Here is a 23,013-nt window from a genome sequence, read left to right on the forward strand (position 1 = left end):
GTGCCAATATCTGGAGAGGGGGCCGACCGTGCCAGTATCAGGAGAGGGGGTCGACCGTGCCAGTATCAGGAGCGGGAGCTGACCGTGCCAGTATCAGGAGAGGGAGCTGACCGTGCCAGTATCAGGAGCGGGAGCCGACCGTGCCAGTATCAGGAGAGGGGGCCGACCGTGCCAGTATCAGGAGAGGGGGCCGACCGTGCCAGTATCAGGAGAGGGGGCCGACCGTGCCAGTATCAGGAGCGGGAGCTGACCGTGCCAATATCAGGAGAGAGGGCCGACCGAGCCTATTTTTTGTGGGGAGCCCTCAGCCCTACGGGAGAGGGCCGGAGTCAGGGCATCAGGCCACACGTACTTAACGATCGTAATCATCCTCTAACCGCCGTTCGTCATCTTCCAGGCGACGCCGGTCTTCATCCAACTGGCGCTGCCGCTCATCCAGACGCTGACGCCGGTCCTCAAGCTGTCTGCGGCGATCGTCATACTGTCGGCTGTCGCTTTGACGCCGCTGATCGTATCGGTCATCGTCATCATTGTTGCGACTGCTGTTGGGATTATAAGCGTCGTTGATCGCCTGCTGAATATTGCCAATCGCCTCATCAACGATGTCGGCATGCGCCAGCTGGCTGGTTAAAGAGAGCAGACCAAATAACAGAGCGGTGGAGTAACGTTTCATAAAGCCAGTCTCACAGCGGTTGAGCTGGCTTTACGGTAATGAACGGCAGGTAGCGCGAGTAGCGGAGGAATCTCAAATTCTGGCCGCTTTTTGCAGCGCCTGCGCCAGCTGCTCACGGGTAAAGGGTTTACGTAATAGCGCCACGTCCGGCAGTTGCGGGTTGTGCGCAGGACGCAGATCCTGGCCGCTGATGAGCAGCACCGGCAGATGCGGGAAATGCTGGCGCACATGCTGAATCACCTCGGCGCCGCTCAGATTGCCGGGCAGCATTAAATCGCTGATAAACATCTCAATATCCGCAGAGGCATTCAGCATCTGCAGCGCCTGTTCGCCGGTCTCGGCCTCCAGCGTCAGGTAGCCCAACTGGTGCAGCTGTTCGCACAGCGTCTGCCGGACGTCGGGTTGATCGTCCAGCACCAGCACCAACCGGTCGCCTGGCGGCAAGGCGGTGGTTGCCCCGGCTTCCGGCGCGGGTAGCGCCTGCAGGGTGGCGCGCGGCAGATGCAGCCGCACGGTGGTGCCCTGCCCCGGCGCGCTTTCGATCTCTACCCGCCCGCCGGACTGGCGCACAAAGCCGTAGACCATCGACAGCCCCAGCCCGCTGCCGCTTCCGGTCTGTTTGGTGGTGAAGAACGGCTCAAAGACCCGGGACTTTATCTCCTGCGACATCCCGCTGCCGTGGTCGATCACCTCCAGCGCTACCATGTCCTGCCTGCGTCCGTCGCTGCGGGTCACGCGCTGGTTCCAGGTACGGATTTTGATCGTCCCACTTTGCCCTTCCATTGCATCGCGGGCGTTCATGACCAGGTTAATGATGGCGTTTTCCAGCTGGCTGACGTCAATCCACGCGGACCATGCCGGGGTTTGCGCTTCGATATCCAGCACAATCGTTGCAGGCAGGGAGTGGCGCATCAGCTCGGCCAGGTTTTCCAGCAGGGGCTTCATCTCCACCGCGTGCGGGTTCAGGGACTGCTTGCGGGAAAACGCCAGCAGACGCTGGGTCAACAGCGCTCCGCGTTCGGCGGCCTTCAGCGCGCGGCCGATGCGCGGGGCATCCGGCGAATGGGGATCGGCCAGCTCCAGGCTACCGATGATCACCGCCAGCAGGTTGTTGAAATCATGCGCCAGTCCGCCCGTTAACTGCCCGACGGCCTTCATCTTCTGGCTGTGCAGCAGTGCCTCTTCCAGCCCCTGACGTTCGAGGCGATCCACCTCCATCTGCGAGGTTTTTTCTTTCAGCAGCCGGGTGGTGTGCTCCAGCGAGGCGGTATTACGGGCAAAGACGTTAAATGCCCGGGCCAGTTCGCCCAGCTCATCCCGGCGTTGTAGCGCAGGCACCGAGACATCCTGTTCGCCGTGGGCCAGCCGCGACATCGCCCGGGAGATGGCGGTCAGGTTGGTGCCCAGGTTGCGGTAGATATACCAGCAGGCAAAGGCGGTGATGATCAGCGCCAGCACGACAGATACCGTGATAAAGACGCTGATCGAGCGCAGCTCCTGATGGCTCTCGGCGGTGCGCTGCCGGGAGGCCTGTGCCACCTGCTCCACATACTGATTGATATCGCTGTTTAAGATCGCCACCAGCGCCTTGATGTGGAACATATACCAGCTGATCGCCAGATCGCTCTCTTCCAGCTGCCCGGAGAGCGGGCCGAGCTTGTTCAGCTCGGCGTTGAAATCGGGCAGTACGAAGCTTACCGCTGGCTGTATGGCCTGGCGGGGCAGCATCGCCGTTACCGTATCCAACTGCTGAATAGTCGCGCGCGGCGAGGGGGTTTCGATGGCGGCGGCAATCAGCCGGTCCATCTCACTGAGCAGCCGGGCGTCGGGCAGGTTACTGGCGTAGCGACGGTTAATGTCCTGCAGATGGCGAAGATAGCTCTGGCTCTGGTAGAGCGAACTGAGGAGGGCGTTACGCTCCAGGTGGCGTCGCTGCCCGCGCTCCAGCATGCCGGTCACGCTTTGCTGTAGCGCATTGCTGCGCTGGATGATCCGCTTCACAAGGGCTGGCTCCTGCTGCGCCAGCGGCGCATCGGCCAACTGCTCCAGCGCGTGAACCAGTGCCGTCTGGGTCTGTTTCAGGCGGTTGGCTTCGTCTTTATACTCCAGCGCCCCTACCACCTGGGATAGCCTGACTGCTGCCGTCGCCACGTTGGCGGTTTCACGCGCCAGGTTCATGCTGCCGGTCATGTCGTCCAGCGTCTGACGCTGTACCTGCTCCTGGATATGGCTGGCATGGCGGAAGCCCAGCACCGCCACGCCGCTGACCATTAAGGTTACCGCCACCACCAGCAGATTAAAGATCAGCAGGCGACCACGGGCGCTGGCGAAGAAGGGGGGACGGCGTGAGGGCATTTATATCAGCTCCTGTGCGGTTTGAGGCTCTTACCCCTCACCCTAACCCTCTCCCCAAAAGGGAGAGGGAACAGTGACTCCCCGCCAAAGGGAACAGGGAACAGTTAACCCCTTCCACAAAGGGGAGCGGGAACAATTACCCCTTTCCACAAAGGAGAGAGGGAACAGTCACCCCTTCCACAAAGGAGAGAGGGGACAGTCACCCCTTTCACAAAGGAGAGAGGGAACAGTCACCCCTTCCAGAAAGGAGAGAGGGAACAGTCACCCCCTTTCCACAAAGGAGAGCGTGAACAGTTACACCTTTCCCCAAAGGAGAAAGGGAACAGCCCCCTTTTCCCAAAGGCCAGAGGGGACCGTACACCCTTTCCCCAAAGGGGAAAGGGAACCGTTACTCCCTCTCCCCTTTGGGGAGAGGGCCGGGGTGAGGGGAGAAAGCGATTCAGTGGCGTAACTGTGATCCACATTAACTATTCATAACTATGACAAATATGAACGACTTCTGACATTTTGCATTTACCGGGATGTGATGAAGTGCGGATATCGAACGTCACAGGAGATCCGCCATGAGCAGAACCCCGGTTTTAGAGATGCGCAACATTGCCAAAACCTTTGGCAGCTTTCACGCGCTGAAGGGTGTGGATCTGACGGTCTATCCCGGCGAGATCCACGCCTTAATGGGCGAAAATGGCGCCGGAAAAAGCACCCTGATGAAGATCCTCGCCGGGGCCTACATCGCCACCAGCGGCGAGATCCTGATCGACGGCAAGCCATTTAACATCAAAGGCCCGAAAGATGCCCTGGCGGCTGGTATCACCCTGATCTATCAGGAGATGCAGCTCGCCCCTAACCTCACCGTGGCAGAGAACATTTTCCTTGGCAGCGAGCTGTCACGCGGCGGGCTGGTGCAGCGCAAAGAGATGGCCGCCCAGGCTCAGGCGGTGATCGATCGTCTTGGCGCGCATTTCAAAGCCACCGACCTGGTGATGAAGCTGACCATCGCCGAGCAGCAGCAGGTGGAAATTGCCCGCGCGCTGCACCGCAACAGCCGCATTCTGGTGATGGATGAACCCACCGCCGCCCTCTCCTCACGCGAGACCCACCGTCTGTTCGAGCTGATTTTGCGCCTGCGCGACGAAGGAATGGCGATCATCTATATCAGCCACCGCATGGCCGAAGTCTATGAGTTATCCGACCGGGTTAGCGTGCTGCGCGACGGGCAATACGTCGGCAGTCTCACCCGCGACAAGCTCAACGCCTCTGAGCTGGTGCGGATGATGGTCGGGCGGCCGCTGAGCGATCTGTTCAACAAAGAGCGCGATATCCCGCTCGGCAGCCCGCGCCTGAACGTTCACCACCTGACCGACGGCGGCAAAGTGCAGCCCTGCAGCCTGCAGGTGCGCTCCGGCGAAATCGTCGGCCTTGCCGGGCTGGTGGGTGCCGGACGTTCCGAACTGGCGCAGCTGATTTTCGGTGTGCGCAAGGCCACGGGCGGAATGATTGAGGTGGATGGCGAGCCGGTGGTGATCCACTCCCCGCGCGCCGCCATCGATCACGGAATTGGCTTCTTAACCGAGAACCGCAAGGAGCAGGGGCTGTTTCTGGAACTGGCGGCACAGGAGAACATCACCATGGCGACGCTGGAGCGCGACGCTACCTTCGGCATGCTGAATCGCAAAAAAGCGCAGTCCATCTCCGATGACGCCATCGCCCTGCTCAATATTCGCGTCCCGCATTCTCAGGTGCGGGCGGGCGGTCTCTCCGGCGGCAACCAGCAAAAGCTGCTCATCTCCCGCTGGGTGGCGATCAGCCCACGCATTCTGATCCTTGACGAGCCGACCCGCGGCGTGGACGTGGGCGCCAAAAGCGAGATCTACCGGATCATGAACCAGATGGCGCGCAAAGGGGTGGCGATCCTGATGATCTCCAGCGAACTGCCGGAAGTGGTCGGCATGAGCGATCGCGTGTATGTCATGCGCGAAGGGAGCATTGCCGGTGAACTCCATCGGGCCGATATCACACAAGAAAACATCATGACGCTGGCGACCGGCGTTAACGACTCTCATCATCGGGCGGTATAACCATGACGCAACCAAACACTCCGCAACAGGTGGCCAAAGCGGCCTCCGCCAAAAAAATGCTGATGGGCGATCTGATGCAAACCATCGGTATCCTGCCGATATTGATCCTGATTGTCGCGGTATTTGGCTTTATCGCGCCAAACTTCTTTACCGAAAGCAACCTGCTGAACATTACCCGCCAGGCGTCGATCAACATCGTGCTGGCGGCGGGGATGACCTTCATTATTTTGACCGGCGGCATCGACCTCTCGGTCGGCTCGATTCTGGGCACCACCGCGGTGGCGGCGATGGTGGTCTCGCTGATGCCGGAGTTGTCCATGCTCTCGGTGCCAGCAGCGTTGATGCTCGGGCTGGTGCTCGGCACTTTTAACGGGGCACTGGTGGCCTTTGCCGGGCTACCGCCCTTTATCGTCACGCTCGGCACCTATACGGCGCTGCGCGGCGCGGCATATCTGCTGGCCGACGGCACCACGGTGATCAACTCCAGCATCAGTTTTGAATGGATCGGCAATAACTATCTCGGGCCGGTGCCATGGCTGGTGGTGATTGCCCTCGCGGTGATCGCGGTCTGCTGGTTCATCCTGCGCCGCACCACGCTCGGGGTTCATATCTACGCGGTAGGCGGCAACATGCAGGCCGCGCGCTTAACGGGCATAAAGGTCTGGCTGGTGCTGCTGTTTGTCTACGGCATGAGCGGCCTGCTCTCGGGTCTCGGCGGGGTGATGAGCGCCTCGCGGCTATACAGCGCCAACGGCAACCTCGGCACCGGCTATGAGCTGGACGCCATCGCGGCGGTGATCCTCGGCGGCACCAGCTTTGTCGGCGGGATCGGCACCATCACCGGCACGCTGGTGGGCGCGCTGATTATCGCCACCCTTAACAACGGCATGACGCTGATGGGCGTCTCCTATTTCTGGCAACTGGTGATCAAAGGGGCGGTGATCATCATTGCGGTGCTGATCGACAAATACCGTACCCGACACCATCAAAGTGCATAACAACAATATTTCCCTGAATCATTCTGGTCGCAGGGAGGCGGCAAGTGTATGAATCCCGATGCGCTGACTGTCGTCAGTGATTCGGGTGAATGCGCGCAGCCAACGCATCTGCGGCCAGAAGGATGACGGGAAAACCCTACGTGAGGAATACAGCATGAGATTAAAGCCATTAGTTACCGCGCTCTGTGCTGGCGCACTGCTTGCAGCAAGTCCGTTTGTCCAGGCCAAAGAGCTGAAGTCCATCGGCGTGACGGTGGGCGATCTGGCCAACCCGTTCTTTGTGCAGATCACCAAAGGCGCGGAGCTGGAAGCGCGCAAACTGGCGGGGGATAACGTGAAAGTGACGCTGGTGTCCAGCGGCTACGATCTCGGCCAGCAGGTTTCTCAGATTGATAACTTTATCGCCGCGAAGGTCGATATGATCATTCTTAACGCCGCGGATTCAAAAGGGATCGGCCCGGCGGTGAAGCGCGCGAAAGACGCCGGGATCGTGGTGGTGGCGGTTGACGTCGCGGCAGAGGGTGCCGATGCGACCATTACCTCCAACAACACCCAGGCCGGTGAGATGGCCTGTAAGCTGATCACCGACCGCCTGAAAGGCAAAGGCAACGTGGTGATCATCAACGGACCGCCGGTCTCTGCGGTACAAAACCGCGTGGAAGGTTGCCAGACTGAATTCAAGCGCCACCCGGATATCAAAGTGCTCTCCTGGAACCAGAACGCCAAAGGCAGCCGTGACGGTGGGCTGGAGGTGATGACCTCCCTGCTGGCCGCCAATCCGAAGATCGACGGCGTGTTTGCCATCAACGATCCGACCGCGATCGGTGCTGATCTGGCAGCAAAACAGGCGCAACGTAATGAGTTCTTTATTGTGGGCGTCGATGGTTCGCCAGATGCCGAAGAGGCGCTGAAGCGCGAAAACTCCCTGTTTATCGCCACCCCGGCGCAAGATCCGCAGGTCATGGCGGCGAAAGCGGTTGAGATCGGCTATGACATATTACAGGGCAAACCCGCGCCGAAAGAGCCCGTGCTGATCCCGGTGACGATGATCGATAAGAGCAACGTCGGCAATTATAAAGGCTGGACGGTTAAGTAAGCCTTGTGCGGCCTGATGCCCCTCACCCCGGCCCTCTCCCCATAGGGGAGAGGGTGTTCAGATTCCCTCTCCCCTATGGGGAGAGGGTTAGGGTGAGGGGTAATATTTGCACATCACTCAAGGAGTCATTATGAAACGCTCCGAAATTAACGAGATCCTCGGCCACACACGACAGTTTTTCTCGATGCACGATGTGCATTTACCCCCCTTTGCCAGCTTCCCGCCTGGCCGCTGGCAGCAGCTTGACGCCGATGCCTGGCAAGAAGTGTTCGATCTGCGGCTAGGCTGGGATGTGACCGCGTTCGGCGGCGATAACTTTGCGACGCAGGGCTTAACCCTCTTTGCCCTGCGCAACGGCTCTCCCGGCGGCAAACCCTGGAACAAATGCTATGCCGAGAAGATCATGCACGTGCGTGAAGGCCAGGTGACGCCGCTGCATTTTCACTGGCGCAAACGCGAAGACATCATCAACCGCGGCGGCGGAAACCTGATTGTTGAGCTGTGGAATGCCGATGAGCATGAACAGAAAGAGGCTGGCGATATCAAGGTCGCCATTGATGGATGCCAGCAGACCCACGTGGCGGGTAGCCATATCCGCCTCGCACCGGGGGAGAGCATCTGCCTGCCGCCCGGCATATACCACAGCTTCTGGGGTGAAAAGGGCTTTGGTGATGTGCTGGTGGGTGAAGTCTCGTCAGTCAATGACGACGAGACAGACAACCACTTCCTGCACCCTACCGCCCGCTATAACAATATCGATGAAGACGAACCGGCCGTGCTGGTCCTGTGCAATGAATACAGCCTGTTTCGCCTGTAAGGAGTGAATCATGCCGCTTATCTCTCTCGCCGACGGGCTGGCGCACGCCCGCGAACACCGTTACGCACTGGGGGCGTTTAACGTCCTCGACTCTCACTTCCTGCGGGCACTGTTTGCCGCGGCTCGTCAGGAGAATTCGCCATTTATCATCAACATTGCCGAAGTGCATTTTAAGTATGTGTCGCTCGATTCACTGGTGGAGGCGGTGAAATTCGAAGCCGCCCGGCATGATATTCCGGTGGTGCTGAATCTCGATCACGGCCTGCATTTCGAAGCGGTGGTGCGGGCGCTGCGTTTAGGCTTTAGCTCGGTGATGTTTGACGGTTCCACCCTGAGCTACGAAGAGAACATCCGCCAGACGCGGGAAGTGGTGAAGATGTGCCACGCGGTGGGCGTGTCGGTGGAGGCGGAGCTTGGTGCCGTCGGTGGCGATGAGGGCGGCGCCCTGTATGGTCATGCCGACGAAGCGCTTTTTACCGATCCGCTGCGGGCACGGGAGTTTGTCGATCAGACCGGCATCGATGCGCTGGCGGTGGCGATTGGCAACGCTCACGGCAAGTACAAGGGCGAGCCGAAGCTCGATTTTGCCCGTCTTGATGCCATCCGGCAGCAAACCGGCCTGCCGCTGGTGCTGCACGGCGGGTCCGGGATCAGCGACGCCGATTTCCGTCGCGCCATTGAACTCGGGATCCACAAAATTAACTTCTACACCGGCATGTCGCAGGCGGCGCTGGCGGCGGTGGAACAGCGGATGGCCAACCGACAGCCGCTGTACGATGAGTTTGCTGAACTGCTGCTCGGCATCGAAGAGGCGATCACCGACACCGTGGCCGCGCAGATGCGAACCTTTGGCAGCGCGGGGTACGCATGATGGAACGCCGGGGGATTATCGCGGCGGGCAACATGCTGGTGGATCATGTTCATCAGATTGTGCAGTGGCCCGAGCGCGGCTGGCTGGCGGAGATCACCCACAGCGAGCGCGCCACCGGTGGGGCACCGCTCAACGTCTTGTTAACCCTGGCGAAAATGCGTGCCGGACTCCCGCTGCAGGCGGTGGGACTGGTTGGGGACGATCACGACGGGGATTACATTCTCGCCATGCTCGACCAGTATCACGTCAACCGCCAGCGGGTACAGCGCACCACGTTTGCCCCTACCTCCATGTCACAGGTGATGACCGACCCCAGCGGCCAGCGCACCTTTTTCCACTCGCCGGGGGCCAACCGGCTGCTGGATCTGCCCGCCTTTGACCGGCTCGATCAGAGCATGAAAATCTTCCATCTGGGCTATCTCCTGCTGCTGGACAGCCTGGATAAGCCGGACGAGGAGTACGGCACCCGCAGCGCGCGTCTGCTGGCGCAGATGCGCGAGCTGGGGTTCCAGACCTCTCTCGACCTCGTGTCGCGCAAGGGCGATCCGCGCTATCAGCCGCTGGTGCTCCCTGCCCTGCGCCATCTTGATTATCTGGTGATCAACGAGCTGGAGGCGGGCGAGTTCAGCGGCCTGCCAACGCGCGATGACCGGGATGCGCCCGCGATCGCCAATATTGCCGCGGCAGCGGCAGAGCTGCTGGCGGCGGGGGTGAAGGCGCGGGTGGTGATCCACTGCCCGGAAGGGGCCTGGGGACAAGAGCCGGGCGAAGAAGGAGGCTGGATCCCTTCGTGGCGGCTGAGTCAGGACGAGATCGTCGGCAGCGTCGGCGCGGGGGATGCCTTCTGCGCGGGTTTTTTGTATGGCTGCCACGACTCGCTGTCGCTGGCAGAGAGCATCCGCATGGCGCATGCCTGCGCCCGGGCCAGCCTGCTGGCGGCCAACGCCATCGACGGGGCAAAAACCCTTGCGGAGTTACAGCACTTTATCGAGGAGAATCCGCTGGCCTAGGCCGCCCTGTCTCCATGCAGCACGTCGGCGGCAAAGACATAGCCCAGCCCACGGATGGTTTTAATCAGCAGCGGCTGATGGGGGTTAATTTCAATTTTGCGTCGCAGGCGCATGATCAGCACATCAATGGTGCGATCGAACACCTCCGCGCTTTCGCTGTGGGTCAGCTCCAGCAGCTGCTCCCGGCTGAGTACCCGACGCGCGTTTTGCGTCAGCGCCAGCAACAAACCGTACTCGCCCTGGGTCAGGGCGACCACGCCGCGCCGGGCGTCGATCAATTCACAGCGGGTAGTGTCCAGCGTCCAGCCGTTAAAGCTGATCCCGGCTGCCCGCACGGCCACCGGCTCTGCCGCCAGCGCACCGGTGCGGCGCAGCACGGCTTTGACGCGCGCCACCACCACCCGGGGGTTGAAGGGTTTACCAATGTAGTCGTCAGCGCCCATCTCGAGGCCGACCACCACGTCCGATTCACTGCCCAGGCCCGTCAGCATGATCACCGGCAGCTCGGGGCGCTGCTTTTGCAACTGCTGTAGCACCTGCAAGCCGTTGATATCCGGCAGCATCATATCCAGCAGCACCAGCGCGATCTCCGGCGCTTGCTGCGCCAGACGCAGGGCATCCTGGCCGTTATGGCACACATGGACAGTGAAGACGTGCTCATTGAGGACGTCCTGCAACAGTTCGCAGACCGCGGTGTCGTCATCGACCACCAGAATTGCTGGTTTCATACTGGATTCCATCAGGGAGATAGTGATCAGTCTGGCCCATTCTGTGCAAGGCTCCAGCCAAAACGTCCTTTCCCTCGCGGATCTTCAACCGCCGTCACATCCCCATCGCTTTCGCCGTCGCATTTTTTGACGTGGGCCTGTTTTCTGTCAGGGTTTTGACCCGAATTCACCCGTAAAGTCAGGGCAATCCCACAATAAGAATGTGGCCTGCAAGCCGCATAATAAACCAACACGTCAGCATCATTTACACTGGAGCGAGACCGATGAAAAACGTCATCACGGTGTGCCCCTATTGCGCATCAGGTTGCAAGATAAGCCTGGTCGTCGATAACGGCAGCATCGTCCGTGCCGAGGCAGCCGGGGGGAAAACCAACCAGGGCAAGCTGTGCCTGAAGGGCTACTACGGCTGGGATTTTATCAACGACACCCAAATCCTGACCCCGCGGCTGAAAACCCCCATGATCCAGCGCACACGTGGCGGCAAGCTGGAGTCCGTCTCCTGGGATGAAGCGCTGGATTACGTCGCCCGTCGTCTCAGCGCCATCAAGGCGCAGCACGGCCCGGATGCGATCCAGACCACCGGCTCCTCGCGCGGCACCGGGAATGAAACCAACTACATCATGCAAAAATTTGCGCGCGCCGTGATTGGCACCAACAACGTCGACTGCTGCGCACGCGTCTGACACGGCCCCTCGGTTGCAGGTCTGCACCAGTCGGTCGGGAATGGCGCCATGAGCAATGCCATCAACGAGATTGATAACACCGATCTGGTGTTTATTTTCGGCTATAACCCGGCGGATTCACATCCGATCGTCGCGAACCACATTCTGCGCGCGAAGCAGAACGGGGCCAGGATTATCGTCTGCGATCCGCGGCGCATCGAAACCGCGCGCATTGCCGATATGCATATCGCGTTGCGAAACGGCTCAAACATCGCCCTGCTTAATGCCATCGGCCACGTGATTATTGCCGAGCAGCTCTACGATCGGGCCTTCGTCACTGCCCGCACGGAAGGCTTTGAGGCGTACCGTAAGATCGTTGAACGCTATACGCCGGAGTCGGTCGAGGCCATTACCGGCGTGAGTGCGGGAGAGATCCGCCAGGCCGCGCGTCTGTATGCCGGAGCGAAAACGGCCACCCTGCTGTGGGGGATGGGTGTCACCCAGTTCTGGCAGGGGGTGGAAACGGTGCGCTCGCTCACCAGCCTCGCGATGCTGACCGGCAATCTCGGCAAAGCCCACGTCGGGGTCAACCCGGTGCGCGGCCAGAATAACGTGCAGGGTGCCTGCGACATGGGCGCGCTGCCGGATACCTACCCGGGCTACCAGTTTGTTAAGTTGCCAGAAAACCGCGAGAAATTTGCGAAAGCCTGGGGCGTGGCGAGCCTGCCTGCGCATCCCGGCTACCGCATCAGCGAACTGCCGCACCGTGTGGCCCACGGCGAGGTGCGGGCGGCGTACATCATGGGCGAAGATCCGCTGCAAACCGATGCCGAACTTCCGGCGGTGCGTCAGGCCTTTGCCGATCTGGAGCTGGTGATTGTTCAGGATATCTTTATGACCAAAACCGCGGCGGTGGCGGATGTCGTCCTGCCGTCCACCTCCTGGGGCGAGCATGAAGGGGTTTACACCGCCGCCGATCGCGGCTTCCAGCGCTTCTTTAAGGCGGTCGAGCCGAAGTGGGATTTGAAAACCGACTGGCAGATCATCAGCGAGATTGCGACCCGGATGGGTTATCCGATGCACTACGACAACACCCAGCAAATCTGGGATGAGCTGCGCCAGCTGTGTCCGGGCTTTAAGGGCGCAACCTACGAAAAGATGGGCGAGCTGGGCTATATCCAGTGGCCCTGCCGGGATGAATCGCCAGAAGATCAGGGCACGTCGTACCTGTTCGCGGAAAAATTTGATACCCCGAACGGGCTGGCGCAGTTCTTCACCTGCGACTGGATGGCCCCCATTGATAAGCTGGATGACGACTATCCGCTGGTGCTCTCCACGGTGCGCGAAGTGGGTCACTACTCCTGCCGCTCGATGACCGGCAACTGTGCGGCCCTGTCGGCGCTGGCCGACGAACCCGGCTATGTGCAAATTAACACTGAGGATGCCGCACGGCTGGGCATTGAGGATGAGGCGCTGGTGTGGGTCAACTCACGCAAAGGCCGGGTCATTACCCGCGCTCAGGTGAGTGACCGGCCAAACGTCGGGGCAGTGTACATGACTTACCAGTGGTGGATCGGCGCCTGTAACGAGCTGGTGACGGAGAATTTAAGCCCAATAACCAAAACGCCGGAATATAAATATTGTGCGGTGCGCGTGGAACCCATTGCGGATCAATCGGCTGCCGAACAATATGTTCTTGAGGAATATAACAAACTGAAAAATACCTTACGTGAAATGGCCACTGGCTAAGGCTTAATTAACGGAACCATAAAAAAATGGGGTGAGTATTCACTCCATTTTATAGGCGTCAGCTACGTGATGTATGACGGGTATAAAGGATGAACAGCACGACGTGGCGGCTAAATCAGCCTGCGCGGCAGGCTAACGTCAGCGGGCGGGGAAACCCGCCCGGCTTGTGGATAGTGGAGGTCTTAATGCACCCATTTTTTTCTTCTCGTCCCACGCTTATACTGCCCGTTATCTACCCCTACGAAAATAACGCATGAAATCTCTTTATCTTTTATTGATCCTTTTTTCTTCCCTGGTGGGCGCCGAAGAGATTGGCGGCCAGTACCTGAAGCAGGCTGAGGCGGGCGACAGCCGCGCTCAGTATTACCTCGCCGAAACCTACTACAGCTCGGGTGATGATAAGCAGGCCGAAACCTGGGCCGAAAAAGCAGCCAAAAACGGCGATATCGATGCCATGGCGCTGCTGGCGCAAATCAAGTTTAAACACGGCGATTTAACCCAGGCAAAGGGGCTGGCGCAGCAGGCCACGGTGGCGGGCAGTTCGCCGGGTGCGGTGATGCTGGCGCGGTTGCTGGTGAATACCCGTGCCGGGCAAACCGACTACCCGCAGGCACTGACCTTACTGCATAAAGCCGCGGCGAATACCGAGGATGACGCCGCTGTCGATGCCCAACTGCTGCTGGGGTTGATCTACGCCAACGGCGTGGAGGTGGCGCAGGATGATGTGCAGGCCGCGCAGTGGTTTAAGCAAAGCTCCGCCCTCTCGCGCACGGGTTACGCGGAATACTGGGCAGGTCAGGTGTTTCATCAGGGCGAGGCCGGGTTTATCACCCCCAATAAACAGAAGGCGCTGTACTGGTTTAATCTGAGCTGTAGCGAAGGGTTTGATACCGGCTGCGAGGAGTTTGATGCATTGAGCGGGGAGTAAATTCCCCTCACCCTAACCCTCTCCCAAAAGGGGAGAGGGAATAGTATGGTAGGCCCGGTAAGCGCAGTGCCACCGGGCTTTTTTTACACTACTGGTCAGCCGTCTTATCGAAACGGCCCAGCACCTCGCGCTCATACGCCAGGGCTTTCTTACGGTCGAATTTGTGTTCCCACTTGGCAATCACCAGCACCGCCAGCGCATTACCCACCACGTTCAGCGCGGTACGCGCCATGTCGAGGATACGGTCAACACCGGCGATAAACGCCAGCCCTTCCAGCGGAATACCCACGCTACCCAGCGTCGCCAGCAGGACCACAAACGACACGCCCGGCACGCCAGCAATCCCTTTTGAGGTCACCATCAGCGTCAGTACCAGCACGATCTCCTGCCACAGGGAGAGGTCGATACCGTACAGCTGGGCAATGAAGATCGCCGCGATACTCTGGTACAGCGTAGAGCCGTCCAGGTTGAACGAGTAACCGGTCGGCACCACGAAGCTGGTGATTGACGCAGGCGCCCCGTAGGCTTCCATCTTCTCAATAATACGCGGCAGCACGCTCTCGGAGCTGGCGGTGGAGTACGCCAGAATCAGCTCGTCTTTCAGGATGCGGATCAGGATCCAGATGCTCAGGCCACATATCCGCGCCACCAGCCCCAGCACCACCAGGGCGAAGAACAGGATGGCGAAGTGTACCAGCAGCACCAGCTTCGCCAGCGGCCACAGGGAGGCAAAACCGAAGTTCGCCACCGTCACGGAGATCAGCGCGAATACCCCAACCGGCGCATAACGCATCACCATATGGGTGACTTTGAACATGGTTTCAGAGATGGAGCGGAACACGGTCACCAGCGGCTCGCGATGGGTGGAGGGCAGCGACGCCAGGCCCAGACCAAACAGCACCGAGAAGAAGATGATCGGCAGCATTTCGCCCTTCGCCATCGACGCCACGATATTGGTCGGCACCAGCGACAGGATCGTGCCCATCAGGCCATGAGAATGGCTTTGCACTTCTGCGGTTGTGCTTTGGTATTTCGAAATATCCACCGTTGCCAGCTGCGACATATCAATACCCGCGCCAGGCTGGAACACATTCGCCAGCGTGATGCCAAGAATGATCGCGACCGTAGTGATCACTTCGAAATAAAGGATGGTTTTTGCGCCGATACGCCCGAGCTGCTTCGCGTCGCCGACCCCGGCAATCCCGACCACCAGCGTAGAAATGACAATCGGCACCACAATCATCTTGATCAGATGAATAAAGATATCACCGGCTGGCGACAGTAAGTTGGCGATCAGCCATTCGCGGCTGTCACTGTGATAATGCAGATAACTGCCCAGCAAGATACCCAGCACAAGGGCCAGCAAAATTTGCCAGGCCAGGCTGACTTTCAAATTTTTCATAACAAGAGACTTCCTCAATGAAGTGTTCGTACTCGTAAAACGGCGGGGACGACACATACTGAAAGGGTATGAATTGTGTTGCGTTCATTTATGGGGTTTTTTAACGCGCGGTATCAGTACCATTTGCACGGCATGCTGCGCAAGCCTTTAAGAACGAGGCATTTGACTGACAAAAGGCGTTATCACGCTAATTTATATCAGTAATGATAAATAACCTTTTGTTATAAAAACGCTTTTTTATCTATAAATGCAAATAATCCTCAAGAGTAATTATTTTTCTGCAAAGTGTCATTTGCTCAATTTTCGAACTCTTTAATTTTTGCGTGATCTGTCGCCCAAATAGTAAACAAAGGTCCCAAAGCCCCTACAATTAACGTTTTTGCGACATATTATTAACATTCTACAAGGAGAACAAAAACCATGAGCCAGGTCCATAAACACGACATTCCCGCAAATATTGCGGACCGCTGCCTGATCAACCCGGAGCAGTACCAGGAGAAGTATCAGCTGTCGATTACCAACCCTGACGCCTTCTGGGGCGAGCAGGGCAAAATTCTTGACTGGATCACCCCTTATCAAACGGTCAAGAACACCTCCTTTGCCCCCGGCAATGTCTCTATTAAATGGTATGAAGACGGCACGCTGAACCTCGCCGCCAACTGCCTGGACCGTCATCTTGCCGAGCGCGGCGATCAGACGGCCATCATCTGGGAAGGCGACGACGCATCCCAGAGCAAACATATTTCCTACCGCGAACTGCACCGCGATGTCTGCCGCTTTGCCAACGTTCTGCTGGCCCAGGGCATCAAAAAAGGTGATGTGGTTGCTATCTATATGCCAATGGTACCGGAAGCGGCCGTCGCGATGCTGGCCTGCGCCCGCATCGGCGCGGTGCACTCCGTCATCTTCGGCGGCTTCTCGCCGGAAGCGGTTGCCGGTCGCATTATCGACTCCAGTTCAAAACTGGTGATTACCGCCGACGAAGGCGTGCGTGCGGGCCGTGCCGTTCCGCTGAAAAAGAACGTCGATGAGGCGCTGAAAAACCCGAGTGTGAACAGCGTCAACAGCGTGATTGTGCTCAAGCGCACCGGTAATGCGGTTGAATGGCATGAGGGCCGCGACCTGTGGTGGAGCGACCTGATTGAGCAGGCCAGCGACCAGCACCAGCCAGAAGCAATGAACGCGGAAGATCCGCTGTTTATCCTTTATACCTCCGGTTCCACCGGCAAGCCAAAGGGCGTGCTGCATACCACTGGCGGCTATCTGGTCTATGCCGCGACCACCTTCAAATATGTCTTTGATTATCATCAGGGTGATATTTACTGGTGTACCGCCGACGTGGGCTGGGTCACCGGTCACAGCTACCTGCTGTATGGCCCGCTGGCCTGTGGCGCGACCACGCTGATGTTCGAAGGGGTGCCAAACTGGCCGACCCCGGCGCGCATGAGCCAGGTGGTGGACAAACACCAGGTCAATATTCTCTACACCGCGCCAACCGCGATCCGCGCGCTGATGGCCGAAGGCGACAAGGCCATTGAAGGGACCGACCGTTCCTCCCTGCGCATCCTCGGGTCCGTGGGCGAGCCGATCAACCCGGAAGCCTGGGAGTGGTACTGGAAGAAGATCGGTAACGAGAAGTGCCCGGTTGTCGATACCTGGTGGCAGACCGAAACCGGCGGCTTCATGATCACCCCGCTGCCAGGCGCGACCCAGCTGAAAGCCGGCTCCGCGACCCGTCCGTTCTTTGGCGTGCAGCCTGCGCTGGTGGATAACGAAGGCAACCCGCTGGACGGAGCCACCGAGGGCAACCTGGTGATCACCGACTCCTGGCCGGGCCAGGCGCGCACGCTGTTTGGCGATCACGAGCGCTTCGAGCAGACCTATTTCTCCACCTTCAAAAACATGTACTTCAGCGGCGACGGTGCGCGTCGTGATGAAGATGGCTACTACTGGATCACCGGTCGCGTGGACGACGTGCTGAACGTCTCCGGCCACCGTCTGGGCACTGCCGAGATTGAATCGGCGCTGGTATCGCATCCGAAGATTGCCGAAGCGGCAGTCGTCGGTATTCCCCACAGCATCAAAGGCCAGGCGATTTATGCCTACGTCACGCTGAATCACGGCGAAGAGCCGTCGCCGGAACTGTACACCGAAGTGCGTAACTGGGTACGTAAAGAGATCGGCCCGCTTGCCACCCCGGACGTACTGCACTGGACCGACTCACTGCCGAAAACCCGCTCCGGCAAGATCATGCGCCGTATTCTGCGCAAAATCGCCGCGGGTGATACCAGCAACTTAGGCGATACCTCAACGCTCGCCGATCCTGGCGTGGTGGACAAACTGCTCGAAGAGAAGCAGGCCATCGCAATGCCTTCGTAATTTTTTCTCCCTCTCCCTGTAGGAGAGGACTGGGGTGAGGGCATCAGATCGCTCCTTCCTTCACCCTCACCCTAACCCTCTCCCTCCGGGAGAGGGAATAACAATAAACCTCAACCCTACCGATACTTCTGGAGAATCTGATGAATAACGATATTTGTCAGCAGATAGAGAACAGTGCGCACTACAGGGAGCTTGTCGAAAAACGGCAACGGTTCGCCTTCATTCTTTCCATCATCATGCTGATTATCTACGTCGGCTTTATTTTACTGATCGCCTTTGCGCCGCACTGGCTTGGTACGCCGCTGCACGCCGGCACCAGCGTCACGCGCGGTATTCCAATTGGCATTGGCGTTATCATCATTTCGTTTGTGCTGACGGGCGTCTACGTCTGGCGTGCGAACGGCGAATTCGATCGGCTTAATAAGGCTGTCCTGCACGAGGTAAAAGCATCATGAAGCGAGTTCTGACGGCGCTTGCCGCCACACTTCCCTTTGCTGCCCATGCGGCAGATGCCATTACCGGCGAGGTTCAGCGTCAGCCAACCAACTGGCAGGCGATTATCATGTTCCTGATTTTCGTCGTGCTGACGCTGTACATCACGTACTGGGCATCGAAACGCGTGCGCTCCCGTAACGATTACTACACGGCGGGCGGAAACATTACCGGCTTCCAGAACGGGCTGGCGATTGCGGGTGACTTTATGTCCGCCGCCTCCTTCCTCGGGATCTCCGCGCTGGTGTATACCTCCGGCTATGATGGCCTCATTTACTCCCTCGGGTTCCTCGTTGGCTGGCCGATCATTCTGTTCCTGATTGCAGAACGCCTGCGTAACCTCGGGCGCTATACCTTTGCAGACGTCGCCTCCTATCGTCTGAAACAAGGCCCCATCCGTATGCTCTCTGCCTGCGGTTCGCTGGTGGTTGTGGCCCTCTATTTGATTGCGCAGATGGTGGGTGCCGGCAAGCTGATTGAGCTGCTGTTCGGTCTGAACTATCACGTTGCGGTAGTTCTGGTTGGCGTACTGATGGTGATGTACGTGCTGTTTGGCGGCATGCTCGCCACCACCTGGGTACAGATCATCAAAGCGGTGCTGCTGCTGTTCGGTGCCAGCTTTATGGCCTTTATGGTAATGAAGCACGTCGGCTTTAGCTTCAATAACCTGTTCACCGAAGCGATGGCGGTGCATCCGAAAGGGGAAGCGATCATGAGCCCGGGCGGGCTGGTCAAAGACCCGATATCCGCACTGTCGCTTGGCCTGGGGCTGATGTTTGGTACGGCGGGCTTACCGCATATCCTGATGCGCTTCTTCACCGTGAGCGATGCGCGTGAAGCGCGTAAGAGCGTCTTCTTCGCCACCGGCTTTATGGGTTACTTCTACATTCTGACCTTTATCATCGGCTTTGGCGCGATCATGCTGGTGGGGGCGAACCCGGCGTTTAAAGACGCGGCGGGTGCGCTGATCGGCGGTAATAACATGGCGGCGGTACACCTTGCCGACGCGGTGGGTGGCAACCTGTTCCTCGGCTTTATCTCCGCCGTGGCCTTCGCCACTATCCTTGCGGTGGTGGCCGGGCTGACGCTGGCTGGTGCCTCTGCGGTATCGCACGACCTCTACGCCAACGTCTTCCGTAAGGGTGCGAGCGAGCGCGACGAGCTGCGAGTCTCCAAAATCACCGTGCTGGTACTGGGTGTGGTGGCGATCCTGCTCGGCATTCTGTTCGAGAAACAGAACATCGCCTTTATGGTGGGACTGGCCTTCTCCATTGCGGCAAGCTGCAACTTCCCGATCATTCTGCTCTCCATGTACTGGTCTAAATTGACCACACGCGGCGCGATGATTGGCGGCTGGCTGGGGCTGCTGACGGCGGTGATCCTGATGATCCTCGGCCCGACCATCTGGGTGCAGATCCTCGGCCACGAAAGCGCCATCTTCCCGTATGAATACCCGGCGCTGTTCTCTATTGCCGTGGCGTTCATCGGCATCTGGTTCTTCTCCGCTACCGATAACTCGCCAGAAGGTAACCTGGAGCGTGAGAAATTCCGCGCCCAGTTTATCCGTTCACAAACCGGCCTGGGCGTCGAACAGGGCCGCGCGCACTAAAACCCCCTCCCCGGCCGCTGGTCGGGGATCACATTTTTTTCCCCTTCTGGTGACGTTTATCACGTCGCCAGAACGGAAAAAGCCGATGTGCATCACAGGCTTTATCTACAATTCGCAAAGGCCATCACACTTTTCCCGATTTCACCTCAATCCCCGGCTTTCCCTCTGCCCCCCGTACAGACAATCCCCGTCTCAGTTTTTATGCTTTAGTCACAGCGACTCGCTCAGGCTTCTGGCAAAGCGCTCCAGCCGCTCCGGGCTGAGGAGTAGCGGCAGGAACAAGGGGCCGCTGGCGGGTGGGTCCGCCAGCCAGCGATTCAGGGTGTCGGTGTAGTGAAGCAGCCGCTGCTGATGCTTCTGCAGGGTGTCAGCAGGCAGACTGTTCGCACCGTAGTGATCCCGCCACAACACGTCGGTCACCGCGGCGGCCACGTGGGAGAACATCTGGCTGTAGATTTCCGCGCTGCGCCAGGCGGCGAGCAGGGTAGCCAGGGTATCGTCCTGGCAGGTTATCCGCGGCATGAGCTCCCGCAGATTTTGCAGCGTGCGTGATGCGAGGAAGCAGGCGGCCTCTTTCTCTAGCGCCATCCGCTCACGCTGCTCTTTGCCCAGCGCAGGATCGTCGGCGGGCATCAGCGGCTGCCAGGCGTGCAGCCAGTTGGCGCTGCGGGTGTCCATATGCAGCAGCTGCTGCGCCTGGGCAATGCTCTCCGGGATCTGGCTCTGGTAGTGCAGCCGTCGCCCGAGGAGGTTTGGCGTTTTACACAACCAGTCGTAGCTGGCGTGGACAATGGCCGAGAGCTGATGCTTGTCCTGCAAAGAGCGAAAGCCGAGCTGATGATGTTCCGCCCAGCGATCGAAGGTGGCGGGCAACGCCGCATCGGCGGCCTGGTTGGCGGCGGTGAGACCGAACAGATTGATGGCGTTGGCGGAGTCCATCACCCGGCTGTCGGGCAGCCACTGCCAGCTCACGCGGGAAGTTATAGCTTCGATTTCGTTTTCGGCGGCGCTGAGCGCCCAGCTTAAGCGCCCGCTGATCTCATCGCCCAGATAACACGGCAGCGCGGTCCAGCCGTAACCGGTGCCGAAGAGATCGTACTCGATCCACTTTTTATGCCCCGGCAGGGTGGCGATGTGCGGATGGTTGGCAAAGCCGGGATGGTAATCCAGCTCCGTGGCTTTAACCGAGGCCCGGACGTCGTCCGGGAGCGTCGCCAGAATGTTAGCCAGCTGCTGTCGCGGCCAGCTGTTATCAATAAAGTCGCGCAGGATGAGCTTTTTGCCCCGGGCGCGCAGCAGGCTCCAGACATCATGCAGGCTTTGCTGCCAGCGGGTGGTCTGAAAGTCCGGTGTCGTCAGGCTGAGAATAAGCCCGCTGAGGTGGGGCAAGGCGTGTAATAGCGGATGCAATATGGCGGCATAAAACTGGTGCCAGAAATCCGGCGCGCTTTTTTCGTCGAACGTCAGTTCAGGAAATTTACGCTTAATAATATCGTCATCCGGCGCGGCCTCCCCTTGCAGCCAGAACGATAAGTTATTTTCCGCCAGATAGCGATCGACGCGGATTAAATATTGCAGGGCGTAATTTTGCTGATGAATAAGGTTCTCGACGTTGAGCTTTTGGCTTAATGCCGAGGGCGTGGCAAGTACCGAAAGCAGTTCCTGTTGGTGCAGGATGATCCCAGTGAAACCGTGCTGTTTCGCGCTTTTCACCCCCTGAATAAACCAGGGCCAGTGCCAGATAAAAGTGCTGTTCAGCTCCATCAACTGATGTGGAATACGTTTCATTGCGTCACCTTGCTGATATTTATTTTGCTATTTGACTTGAGGATGCCATGAAAAATTATGCTCTGGTAGGAACCGGTGGTCGTGCTGGTTTATATATTTCCGCTATCGGCGGTGCCTGGCGGGAAAATGCCAGACTGGTCGCCTTCTGCGATACCAATAGGACGCGCATGGAGTATGCCCGGCAGCTATTAAAAAACGAAGGGGCAGAGCCGGTTTCCCTCTGGCAGGCGGCGCAGTTTGAAGAGATGATCCGCGAAACGCGTCCCGATGTTGTCATCGTGACCACCATGGATCGCACCCATGACGACTACATCGTTCGGGCGCTGCACGCCGGATGCGATGTGATCACCGAAAAACCCATGACCATCGACGAACAACGCGCCCTGCGCATTCTCGATGCCATCGAAGAGACCGGCCGCAGCGTGCGGGTGGCCTTCAACTACCGATACGCCCCGCACCACAGCAAGGTGCGCGAGTTGCTGATGCAGGGCACGATTGGCAAGGTTACTTCGGTACACTTTGAGTGGCTGCTCAACACCGAACATGGCGCAGACTACTTCCGCCGCTGGCACCGGGAAAAGCGCAACAGTGGCGGCCTGCTGGTACACAAATCTACCCACCATTTCGATCTGATGAACTTCTGGCTCGGCAGCTACCCGGAACGGGTTTACGCCGAAGGCAGCCTGCAATTCTACGGCAGGGAGAACGCCGAGCAGCGCGGCGTGACGAAGTTCTACCCGCGTGCCCACGGCTTTGCCGACGCGAAAGCGGATCCGTTTGCCCTGCAGATGGCGGAGAACGCCCAGCTTAAGGCGCTCTATCTCGATGCCGAGCATGAAGATAACTACTTCCGCGACCAGAGCGTGTTCAGCGATGGCATCACCATCGAAGACACCCTGTCGGTACTGGTTAAATATCAAAATCAGGTGCAGCTCACCTACTCCCTGAACGCCTACCTGCCGTGGGAAGGGCTGAACGTGGTCTTTAACGGCACCGAAGGTCGTCTGGAGATGAAGATCGTCGAGAAGTCCTACGTCAACGCCGGGGGCGATCGCGAAAACGAGGGCAGCCTGGAGCAGTGCGATCTCACCGTCTTCCCGATGTTTGCCGAACCCTGGAAAGCGGAATTCAGCCTCGGTGAAGGGGGCCACGGCGGCGGCGATAACGCCATGCTGGCCGACCTGTTTGGCACGCCGGGCCAGGATCCGCTGCAGCGCGCAGCCGACCACCGGGCAGGGGCTATGTCCATCCTGACCGGGATTGCGGGCAATATCTCCATGCAGCAGCAACGTCCGGTCAATTTTAAGGAGTTCGAGCTGGTTTCCCGTCTGACGAAACGCTAGGAGCATGATGAAGGCGCGGCAGGAGGCCGCGCCAG

The 23,013-nt window shown here is 58.9% G+C and carries 17 protein-coding genes; 12 read left to right on the forward strand and 5 right to left on the reverse strand.

The genetic code is table 11. The features are described from left to right. Window positions 1-352 precede the first annotated feature (352 nt). Complete coding sequence (gene yjdP, locus ACF8PE_RS20150; protein ID WP_032616058.1) at window positions 353-673, reverse strand: DDRRRQL repeat protein YjdP; 321 nt, start codon at window positions 671-673, stop codon at window positions 353-355. Between the two features lie 72 nt (window positions 674-745). Next, the gene (locus tag ACF8PE_RS20155) at window positions 746-3,028 is read right to left on the reverse strand and encodes an ATP-binding protein (protein WP_392495211.1); all 2,283 of its coding nucleotides are present in this window, start codon (window positions 3,026-3,028) and stop codon (window positions 746-748) included. 563 nt (window positions 3,029-3,591) lie between these two features. On the opposite strand from ACF8PE_RS20155, the gene ACF8PE_RS20160 reads away from it, so the two are divergent. The 6 genes from ACF8PE_RS20160 (at window position 3,592) to ACF8PE_RS20185 (ending at window position 9,898) form a co-directional block, all read left to right on the forward strand. After that, window positions 3,592-5,106 carry a sugar ABC transporter ATP-binding protein gene (locus tag ACF8PE_RS20160; protein WP_032616054.1) on the forward strand — a complete coding sequence of 505 codons (1,515 nt, stop codon included), beginning with the start codon at window positions 3,592-3,594 and terminating at the stop codon, window positions 5,104-5,106. A 2-nt stretch (window positions 5,107-5,108) separates the two neighbouring features. After that, window positions 5,109-6,104 carry a ribose ABC transporter permease gene (locus ACF8PE_RS20165; RefSeq protein WP_032616052.1) on the forward strand — a complete coding sequence of 332 codons (996 nt, stop codon included), beginning with the start codon at window positions 5,109-5,111 and terminating at the stop codon, window positions 6,102-6,104. A gap of 154 nt (window positions 6,105-6,258) precedes the next feature. Continuing rightward, complete coding sequence (locus ACF8PE_RS20170; RefSeq protein ID WP_059308932.1) at window positions 6,259-7,200, forward strand: ABC transporter substrate-binding protein; 942 nt, start codon at window positions 6,259-6,261, stop codon at window positions 7,198-7,200. Window positions 7,201-7,330: 130 nt separating this feature from the next. Then, entirely contained in the window at window positions 7,331-8,017 is a 687-nt protein-coding gene (locus ACF8PE_RS20175; RefSeq protein ID WP_117386873.1) for a D-lyxose/D-mannose family sugar isomerase, read from the forward strand. A gap of 10 nt (window positions 8,018-8,027) precedes the next feature. Next, the gene (locus ACF8PE_RS20180) at window positions 8,028-8,888 is read left to right on the forward strand and encodes a ketose 1,6-bisphosphate aldolase (RefSeq protein ID WP_059308934.1); all 861 of its coding nucleotides are present in this window, start codon (window positions 8,028-8,030) and stop codon (window positions 8,886-8,888) included. Next, the gene (locus ACF8PE_RS20185) at window positions 8,885-9,898 is read left to right on the forward strand and encodes a carbohydrate kinase family protein (RefSeq protein WP_392495212.1); all 1,014 of its coding nucleotides are present in this window, start codon (window positions 8,885-8,887) and stop codon (window positions 9,896-9,898) included. The genes ACF8PE_RS20180 and ACF8PE_RS20185 overlap by 4 nt, the downstream gene beginning before the upstream one ends. On the opposite strand, the gene ACF8PE_RS20190 is transcribed toward ACF8PE_RS20185, so the two are convergent. Continuing rightward, window positions 9,895-10,626: a response regulator gene (locus ACF8PE_RS20190; RefSeq protein WP_032616044.1), complete on the reverse strand. Its 732-nt coding sequence runs from the start codon at window positions 10,624-10,626 to the stop codon at window positions 9,895-9,897. The genes ACF8PE_RS20185 and ACF8PE_RS20190 overlap by 4 nt on opposite strands. A gap of 263 nt (window positions 10,627-10,889) precedes the next feature. Here ACF8PE_RS20190 and fdhF point away from each other — a divergent pair, with 263 nt between their 5' ends. Both fdhF and ACF8PE_RS20200 read left to right on the forward strand, forming a co-directional pair. Then, window positions 10,890-13,037 carry a formate dehydrogenase subunit alpha gene (gene fdhF, locus ACF8PE_RS20195; protein ID WP_392495213.1) on the forward strand — a complete coding sequence of 716 codons (2,148 nt, stop codon included), beginning with the start codon at window positions 10,890-10,892 and terminating at the stop codon, window positions 13,035-13,037. 253 nt (window positions 13,038-13,290) lie between these two features. Further along, the gene (locus ACF8PE_RS20200) at window positions 13,291-13,965 is read left to right on the forward strand and encodes a tetratricopeptide repeat protein (protein ID WP_032616037.1); all 675 of its coding nucleotides are present in this window, start codon (window positions 13,291-13,293) and stop codon (window positions 13,963-13,965) included. A gap of 88 nt (window positions 13,966-14,053) precedes the next feature. On the opposite strand, the gene gltP is transcribed toward ACF8PE_RS20200, so the two are convergent. Further along, window positions 14,054-15,367, reverse strand: coding sequence for a glutamate/aspartate:proton symporter GltP (gene gltP / locus ACF8PE_RS20205; RefSeq protein WP_032616035.1), 1,314 nt, complete (start codon window positions 15,365-15,367; stop codon window positions 14,054-14,056). Window positions 15,368-15,787: 420 nt separating this feature from the next. On the opposite strand from gltP, the gene acs reads away from it, so the two are divergent. The 3 genes from acs (at window position 15,788) to actP (ending at window position 19,847) form a co-directional block, all read left to right on the forward strand. Then, the gene (gene acs, locus ACF8PE_RS20210; protein ID WP_032616033.1) at window positions 15,788-17,746 is read left to right on the forward strand and encodes an acetate--CoA ligase; all 1,959 of its coding nucleotides are present in this window, start codon (window positions 15,788-15,790) and stop codon (window positions 17,744-17,746) included. Between the two features lie 140 nt (window positions 17,747-17,886). Next, window positions 17,887-18,201, forward strand: a complete 315-nt coding sequence (locus tag ACF8PE_RS20215; protein WP_032616031.1) for a DUF485 domain-containing protein — start codon at window positions 17,887-17,889, stop codon at window positions 18,199-18,201. Further along, the gene (gene actP, locus ACF8PE_RS20220) at window positions 18,198-19,847 is read left to right on the forward strand and encodes a cation/acetate symporter ActP (RefSeq protein ID WP_032616029.1); all 1,650 of its coding nucleotides are present in this window, start codon (window positions 18,198-18,200) and stop codon (window positions 19,845-19,847) included. Before ACF8PE_RS20215 ends, actP begins: the two co-directional genes overlap by 4 nt. A 210-nt stretch (window positions 19,848-20,057) precedes the next feature. Here the strand turns inward: actP and ACF8PE_RS20225 are convergent, their stop codons facing one another. Next, on the reverse strand, window positions 20,058-21,635 hold the full coding sequence (locus ACF8PE_RS20225) for a hypothetical protein (RefSeq protein ID WP_032616027.1): 1,578 nt from the start codon (window positions 21,633-21,635) through the stop codon (window positions 20,058-20,060). 47 nt (window positions 21,636-21,682) lie between these two features. On the opposite strand from ACF8PE_RS20225, the gene ACF8PE_RS20230 reads away from it, so the two are divergent. Then, on the forward strand, window positions 21,683-22,978 hold the full coding sequence (locus ACF8PE_RS20230) for a Gfo/Idh/MocA family protein (RefSeq protein WP_059308939.1): 1,296 nt from the start codon (window positions 21,683-21,685) through the stop codon (window positions 22,976-22,978). Window positions 22,979-23,013: the final 35 nt, after the last annotated feature.

This window comes from Leclercia sp. GLN_9, assembly GCF_043105735.1.
Taxonomy (GTDB): Bacteria; Pseudomonadota; Gammaproteobacteria; order Enterobacterales; family Enterobacteriaceae; genus Enterobacter; species Enterobacter adecarboxylatus.